The organism is Dactylosporangium sp. NPDC050588 (assembly GCF_040654975.1).
GTDB lineage: Bacteria > Actinomycetota > Actinomycetes > Mycobacteriales > Micromonosporaceae > Dactylosporangium > Dactylosporangium maewongense.
Window position 1 is genome coordinate 101,943 of record NZ_JBFAJA010000039.1, and the last position, 6,848, is coordinate 108,790.

Below are 6,848 nucleotides of genomic sequence, written 5' to 3' on the forward strand. Positions count from 1 at the left end.
GTCACTGCTCCGTTCCGCGGGGCAGGCGCACGGTCACCTCGGAGATGGCGTGCGCGCCCTTGCTGTTCATGCCACGCACCGCGACCCGCACGGTGTCCTGCTCGACGCCGACGACCTCACCGGTCAGCCGCATCGTGTCGCCGGGGAAGTTCGGCACCCCGAGGCGGGTGCTCAGGCGCACCATGCGCGCGGCGGGGCCGGCCCAGTCGGTGACGTAGCGGCCGACGAGCCCGTTGGTGTTGTTGATGCTCATGTACGTGTCGGGGGTACCGCGCCGCTCGGCCTGCGCCGGGTCGTGGTGCACGTCCTCGTAGTCGCGGGTCGCGAGAGCGCCGGCGACGATGAGGGTCCGGGTCAGAGGGATCTCGAGCTCCGGCAGCGTGTCGCCGACGCTCACCTGCTCGATGGTGACCTGAGCCTCGCTCACAGCTGCTCCCCCGCGTCGACCAGGTCCGCGAGCTGCTGCAGGTGCCAGGCCCCGGAGCCGGCGGTGTTGGCCAGCTGGGTGGTCCAGAGCATGTAGCGGTGGATCGGGTACGTGACGTCGGCACCCATGCCGCCGTGCACGTGCTGCACGGTGCGTGCGACACGGTCGCCGGCCTCGCTGGCCCAGTACTTCGCGACATGCACGGCCGCACGGGAGGGCCGCTCGGTCGTCTCGCGCCAGAGCGCGTTGAGGTAGGTGACCTCCATCGCCTCGGTGTCGATGTGGCAGTTGGCGATCTGGTGGGCGACGGCCTGGAAGGTCGCGATCGGCACACCGAACTGCTCGCGGCCCGAGGTGTAGTCGGCGGCCTGACGCACAGCGGCCTGGCTGATGCCGCTCTGCAGGGCGGACAGGGCGATCCAGACCTGGCACAGCAGCCAGTCGACCCGGTCGTCCTCGGGGCCCTCGGCGAGCAGTTCCGCGGCGGAGCCCTCGAGGTGCACGTCGGAGGCGAGTCCGCGGTCGGTGCGCTCGAAGGTGTCGAGGCGCACCCCGCCGCCGGCGGTCGGCACGAGATAGAGCCCGACCGTGCCCTCCTCGTCGGTGGCCGGGACGATGATCGCGTCGGCGAGGTGCGCCGAGCGGACCCCGACGGCGGTGCCGCTCAGGGTGACTCCCGCACCGCCGGACCGCGCGCGGACGCGGGCGCCGTACGGCCGGGCGTCGGACAGGTCGTCGACGGCCACGGTGAGGACCGCGTCCCCGGCAGCGACGCGGGGCAGCCACTCGGACTGCTGCTTGGCGTCGCCGTAGCGCACCAGCGGCAGGACGCCGCCGACGAGGGTCTCCCACAGCGGGACGGTGCCCAGCGTGCGGCCCTGCTCGACGAAGACCCCCGCGACGGCGCCCAGGGTCAGCCCGGCGCCGCCGTGCTCCTCCGGCACGAGCAGCCCGAGGGCGCCGGACTCGGCCAGGTCGCGGTGCAGGACGCGGTCGAAGCGCTCCGGACCGGCCTCGATGTCGAAGAGGCGCTGCGGGTCGCCGTTGCGCGCGAAGATGTCCCGCGCCAGGTCGTTGACCGTGACCTGTTCCTCGGTGAGCTGGAAGTCCATCAGTTCGTCTCCTGTTCGGTGGACTCCGACACGGAGGTCGCGGCCCGGAAACGCGGGAGCGTGAGGTGCTCGTCGTAGTCGACCCAATCGACCTGCACGGGCAGGCCGATCTCGACCTCGCCGGCGTCCCCGGCGAAGTCGGCGACGAGGCGGGTGCCCTCCTCGAGGTCGACGAGCACGACGGTGAGCGGGTAGTCGTACCCGGGGGCCTTCGGGTGGTGGCTGACGACGTAGCTGTGCACCGTGCCCCGGCCGCTCGCCTCGACCTCGTGCCACGCGAACGAATGGCAGGAGGGGCAGACCGGGCCGGGCGGGTGGCGCAGTGTGCCGCAGTCGGTGCAGGCCTGGATGACGAGGCGGCGCTGTGCGGCGGCCTCGAACCAGAAGGCGTTGTCGCGCAGGATGAACGGCTTGTGCCGCAGCGCCGGGTCGGCCGCGGCCGGAGCCGGAGCCGGAGCAGCGGGCTTGGCGCCGGACGGGTCGAAGCGCAGGATGCGGAAGCGCTGGCGAGCCACGACCTCGTCGTGCTGGTCGGTGTAGGTGCGCAGGGTCGTGATGAAGTGGCCGGTGCCCAGACCCGTGGTCTTGCGCGGGGAGATGTCCTCGATGACCGTGGTCATCTTGATCTCGTCGCCCAGGCGCAGCTCGCGCACGTACTCGTGCTCGTCGTTGGTCGCGACGACCCCGACGTAGCCGGCCTCGGCGAGGATCGCGAGCAGCCGGGCCATGGGGGTGTCCGGCGCGGCGCCCGCGGCGGCGGCCATGTGGGCCTTGTAGCCGACCATGAGCCAGGTCGACAGCATCGGCGGCGGGGCGACGACACCCTCCCGTCCGGTGTCACGGGCGGCCTGCTCATCGACGTATATGGGGTTCTCGTCGCCCATCGCCTCGACGAAGTGGCGGATCATCGCCTGGTTGACGGCGTCCTGAGCGTAGCGGGTGGGCGTGGCCTCGAGGCCGCGGAACTCGAGCAGGCGGGCGAGGAAGGCCTCCTCGTCGGTGGTGCCGGGGGCCGGGGCCGGGGTCTGCGTCGTGGTGCTCATGCGGACCGTCCCTTCCTCGGCATGCCGAGGCCGGTGACCGCGATCATGTCGCGCAGCACCTCGTTGGTACCGCCGCCGAAGGTGTTGATGTAGGAGCCGCGGGTGTAGGCCTCCAGCTGTCCGCCGAGGACGGCGTCCGGGGCCCCGGGGCGCCGGGTCGCGCGGGGCCCGGCGACGGAGACCAGGCTGCGGCAGACCCGGTCGTGGGTCTCCGTGCCGTAGACCTTGGCGACCGACGCGGCCGCGGGGGCCGGGTTCTGGCCCTCCCCGACGACGGCGATCTTCCAGTTGAGCAGGCGCATCGCGGTCAGCTCCGCGTAGTCACGGGCCAGCTGCGTGCGCACCCACGGCCGGTCGAGGACACGGACGCCGTCGGCGTCGGGCTCGGCGGCCCACGCGGCGATGTCGGTCCACAGCTGCTCCGTGCGCCCGCCCATGGCGGCCAGGCCCACCCGCTCGTGACCGAGCTGGCCGGTGATGAGGCGCCAGCCGCCGTTGACCTCGCCGACGAGGGCCTCGGGGCCGACGCGCACGTCCTCGTAGTAGGAGGCGTTGGTGTGGGTGATGCCGCTGGTGGCGATCGGCGTGCAGCTGAAGCCGGGGTCCGACGTCGGCACGATGAGGATGGTGATGCCCTTGTGCTTCGGGGCGTCGGGGTCGGTGCGCACGGCCAGCCAGACGAAGTCGGCCTGGCTGGCGCCGCTGGTGAAGACCTTCTGGCCGTTGATGACCCAGCCACCCTCGGGGGTGGCCTCGGCCCTGGTGCGCAGCGAGGCGAGGTCGGTGCCGGAGCCGGGCTCGCTGTAGCCGATGGCGAAGATGACGTCGCCGGTGAGCATGCCCGGCAGGTAGGTGCGCTTCTGCTCCTCGGTGCCGTAGCGCATGAGCATCGGGCCGATGTTGTTGATGGTGACGAACGGGAATGGCGCCTGGGCGCGGTTGATCTCGTCGAAAAGGATGTACTGGTCCAGCGGCGGGCGGCCCTGGCCGCCGAACTCCTTGGGCCAGCCGAGTCCGAGCAGGCCGTCCTTGCCGATCTGGCGGATGATCTCGCGGTAGGCCGGCCGGTCCTCGTTGGTGCCGCCGAGCGCCTCGCGGACCTCAGGCGTGAGCAGGCCCGCGAAGTACGCGCGCAGCTCCCGGCTCAGCTCTCGCTGCGCTGGGGTGTACTCCAGGAACATACATGTCCTCTCTCGGGGCATGGGGCGCCAGTCGGTGTTCGGCGGGCCGGCCGGGTCAGGGGGGCGGCAGGAGCGCGGTGCGCCCGTTGACGGCGAACTGCCGTTCGAGGTCGCTGACGTCCGCTGCCGTGAGCGGCCGGTACGCGGTGGACGCGCCGTCGCGGACGTAGACGGGGTCGGTCGTGGCCCAGGCGGCGCGGCGCAGGACCTGCTTGGCGACCTTGCTGTTGCCCGTGGTGGGGATCTCGGCGACGATGCGCACGAAGCGGGGCCGCCATTTGGTGCCGAGGTCGGCCTGCTCGTCGAGGAAGGCGGTGAACGCCTCGGGGTCGAAGCCGGCGCCGGCACGCAGCTCGAGCGCGCACATGACCTGGTCGCCGGTGCGTGGGTCGGGCACGGCGAAGACGGGGGCGACCGACACGCGGTCCCAGCGCTCGATGATCCGCTCAACGGACGCGGCGGCGAAGTTCTCGCTGTCGACGCGGATCCAGTCCGAGGAGCGGCCGGCGAAGTAGAAGTACCCGTCGGCGTCGCGGTAGGCCAGGTCGCCGGACCAGAAGTCCTCGCCGCGGACCCGCTCGGCGGCGGCTTCGGGGTTCTTGTAGTAGCCCTCGAACCGGGCGGCCATGCCGACGCCGACGAGCTGCCCGATGGCCTGGTCCGCGTTGACGAGCCGTCCGGTCTCGTCAAGTTTGGCCGGCGGGCACTCCAGCCCGGTGACCTCGTCCATGACCTTGACCTCGGCGCCGGCGACGGCCACGCCGAGCGCCTCGTCAGGCGTCACGGGGGTGCGGTTGATCCGCATGACGCCCTCGCTGGAGCCGTACCCCTCGGAGACGACGGCACCGAAGCGCTGGGTGAAGCGGGCGATGTCAGCGGCCGAGGCCTCGGTGCCGACGGCGCGGCGCAGCGTGCTCGTCGCGTCGCGTGGGTCGACCGGCTGGGCCAGGACGTAGGCCAGGGCCCGGCCGACGTAGTTGAAGTAGGTGACGCCGTGCTCGTGCACGTCGCGCACGAAGCCGGACGCGGAGAACTTGCGGACCATGCAGATCGTCGCGCCGCAGACCATGGCGGGCCCGAGGTTGAGCATGACGGCGTTGCCGTGGAACAGGGGCATCGCCAGGTAGCTGACCGAGTCGCGGGTCAGCTCGGTGCGGGTCAGCAGCGCCTCGGAGACCGCGGCAAGGCGCCCGTGCGAGCAGATGACCGCCTTGGGTGCCCCGGTCGAGCCCGAGGAGAACATGAGCAGCAGGTGGGCGCCGGGGTCGGCGCTGCCGGTGGGCATCGGGGCGCCGGCGTGCCGGGCCAGCCAGGCGGCGTACTGCGGGGAGTCGATGTTGTGCACCTGCTCGGCGGGGATGCCAAGGTCGAGCCCGTCGACGAGGCCGGCGAGGCGGTCCTCGGTGATGAACAGGTCGCAATCGGTGTGCCGCACGTCGTGCGCCAGCTCGGCGCCGCGGCGGGTCGGATTGATCCCGACGACGGTGGCGCCGGACAGCGCGGCCGCGCAGATCCAGTACACGTAGTCGGGAGTGTTCTCCAGGAGCACACCCAGGTGCAGCGGCCTGTCCTCGGGCCGGGGCACGTCGGCCAGCGCGGCGGCGCGGTCGGCGGCTTCCTGCACGACTTGGCCCCAGGTGATGGTGCGACCCTCGAACAGCAGGCCCGGGTGATCGTCACCCGTGCGCCCGCGCACGATGTCAGCGAAGACGGCAGGTCCCGAGGTTCGGGCTGCCGGGGTCTGGGGTGTCATTGACGTTCCGTTCGTTCGTCGTCGAACACGGAGCAACCGAAGCAAGCAAGCGCTTGGTTGAGATCGTAGGGTGGGATGCGAAGGCAGGTCAAGGCCTGGCCAAGGCTTCCCAGGGGCGGTCCGTGGCGAGTGCCGAGCGCACCCGGTCGGTGTCCTCACCGCGGCGCCGCGGTGCCCGCGGGATCCCGGCCGGCGTCCGCGAGAAGCGCGGCACCGGGGCCGGCTGGGCGACGCCATCGACGTCGATGACGGCCCGCCGGGCACGCACCTGCGGGTGCGAGGCCGACTCCGCGACGTCCAGCACCGGGTGTACGCACGCGTCGACGCCCTCGTAGATGCTGGTCCACTCCTGCCGGGTGCGCCCGGCGAAGACCGTCGCGATCCGCTCGGCCCAGCCGGCCCACCCCGACTCGTCGAACTGCCCCGGCCCGTCCTCCGGCTCGAGGCCGAGGGTGAGCAGGAACGTGCGGTAGAACTTCGCCTCGATGGCCGCGACGGACATGAACTTGTTGTCGGCGGTGCGGTACACCCGGTAGAAGTGCGCCCCGCCATCGAGGTAGTTCGTCCCACGGGTGAGGTTCCAGGCGCCCCGCGCGAGCATCGAGCGGATCACGACGGTGAGCAGCCCGCTGCCCTCCAGCATCGAGGAGTCCACCACCTGCCCCCGCCCGGAGGAGGCGCGCTCGTGCAGGGCCGCCAGGACGCCGAAGGCGAGCACCATGCCGCCGCCGGCGAAGTCGGCCAGGTACATCGGCGGCACGACGGGGCCGGAGTCGGGCCGGCCGATCGTGTCGAGCACCCCGGAGACGGCGATGTAGTTGAGGTCGTGCCCGGCGGCCGCGGCGAGGGGACCGTCCTGGCCCCAGCCGCTCATCCGCGCCACGACGAGGCGCGGGTGCCGCTCGGTGAGCTCGGCCGGGTCCAGGCCGAGACGTTCGAGCACCCCGGGGCGGAACGGGTCGAGCAGCACGTCGGCGCCGGCGAGCAGGCGGTCCACCAGCGCCCGGTCGGCCTCGGACTTCAGGTCGAGCGTGACGGTCGTGCGCCCCCGGTCGATCGCGTTGACCTGCGCGCGCTCCCGCCGGTCGGGCTCGCCCGGCGGATCGACCCGCACGACCTGGGCGCCGAGGTCGGCGAGCATCATCGTCGCGAACGGCGCCGGCCCCTGCCCTCCGAGCTCGAGGACGCGCAGGCCCGCCAGCGGCCCCTCCGGCTGCGGGCCCGGGGTGGCGCTCGCGGCGCCACCTCCGCTGCGCTCCGGCGCCTCCGCGAGCCAACCCTGCACCTCTGGCTCGCGGCCCGAGCCGCTCCGCTGGCCGCTCACGGCGCCAC

Annotated in this window: 6 protein-coding genes; all 6 read right to left on the bottom strand. The window is 72.6% G+C overall.

Translation table 11 applies throughout. The annotated features are described in order from the left end of the window. Position 1 precedes the first annotated feature (1 nt). Complete coding sequence (locus tag AB0I21_RS26860) at positions 2–427, bottom strand: MaoC/PaaZ C-terminal domain-containing protein (protein ID WP_360565163.1); 426 nt, start codon at positions 425–427, stop codon at positions 2–4. Beyond that, a complete protein-coding gene (locus AB0I21_RS26865; RefSeq protein WP_360565164.1) occupies positions 424–1,539 on the bottom strand; it encodes an acyl-CoA dehydrogenase family protein in 1,116 nt (371 codons plus the stop codon). The genes AB0I21_RS26860 and AB0I21_RS26865 overlap by 4 nt, the downstream gene beginning before the upstream one ends. Continuing rightward, complete coding sequence (locus AB0I21_RS26870) at positions 1,539–2,582, bottom strand: MaoC family dehydratase N-terminal domain-containing protein (protein WP_360565166.1); 1,044 nt, start codon at positions 2,580–2,582, stop codon at positions 1,539–1,541. The genes AB0I21_RS26865 and AB0I21_RS26870 overlap by 1 nt, the downstream gene beginning before the upstream one ends. Then, the gene (locus AB0I21_RS26875) at positions 2,579–3,763 is read right to left on the bottom strand and encodes an acyl-CoA dehydrogenase family protein (protein WP_344510877.1); all 1,185 of its coding nucleotides are present in this window, start codon (positions 3,761–3,763) and stop codon (positions 2,579–2,581) included. The genes AB0I21_RS26870 and AB0I21_RS26875 overlap by 4 nt, the downstream gene beginning before the upstream one ends. 55 nt (positions 3,764–3,818) lie before the next feature. Continuing rightward, positions 3,819–5,459, bottom strand: coding sequence for an AMP-binding protein (locus AB0I21_RS26880; RefSeq protein ID WP_360565168.1), 1,641 nt, complete (start codon positions 5,457–5,459; stop codon positions 3,819–3,821). Between the two features lie 145 nt (positions 5,460–5,604). Then, positions 5,605–6,848 (bottom strand): CaiB/BaiF CoA-transferase family protein (locus AB0I21_RS26885; RefSeq protein WP_360565170.1); only part of this gene is annotated, 1,244 nt, incomplete at its 5' end.

Coding starts and splice junctions, on each gene's coding strand:
- AB0I21_RS26870 (WP_360565166.1), bottom strand. CDS start 2,582: ATGAGCACCACGACGCAGACCCCGGCCCCGGCCCCCGGCACCACCGAC.
- AB0I21_RS26865 (WP_360565164.1), bottom strand. CDS start 1,539: ATGGACTTCCAGCTCACCGAGGAACAGGTCACGGTCAACGACCTGGCG.
- AB0I21_RS26875 (WP_344510877.1), bottom strand. CDS start 3,763: ATGTTCCTGGAGTACACCCCAGCGCAGCGAGAGCTGAGCCGGGAGCTG.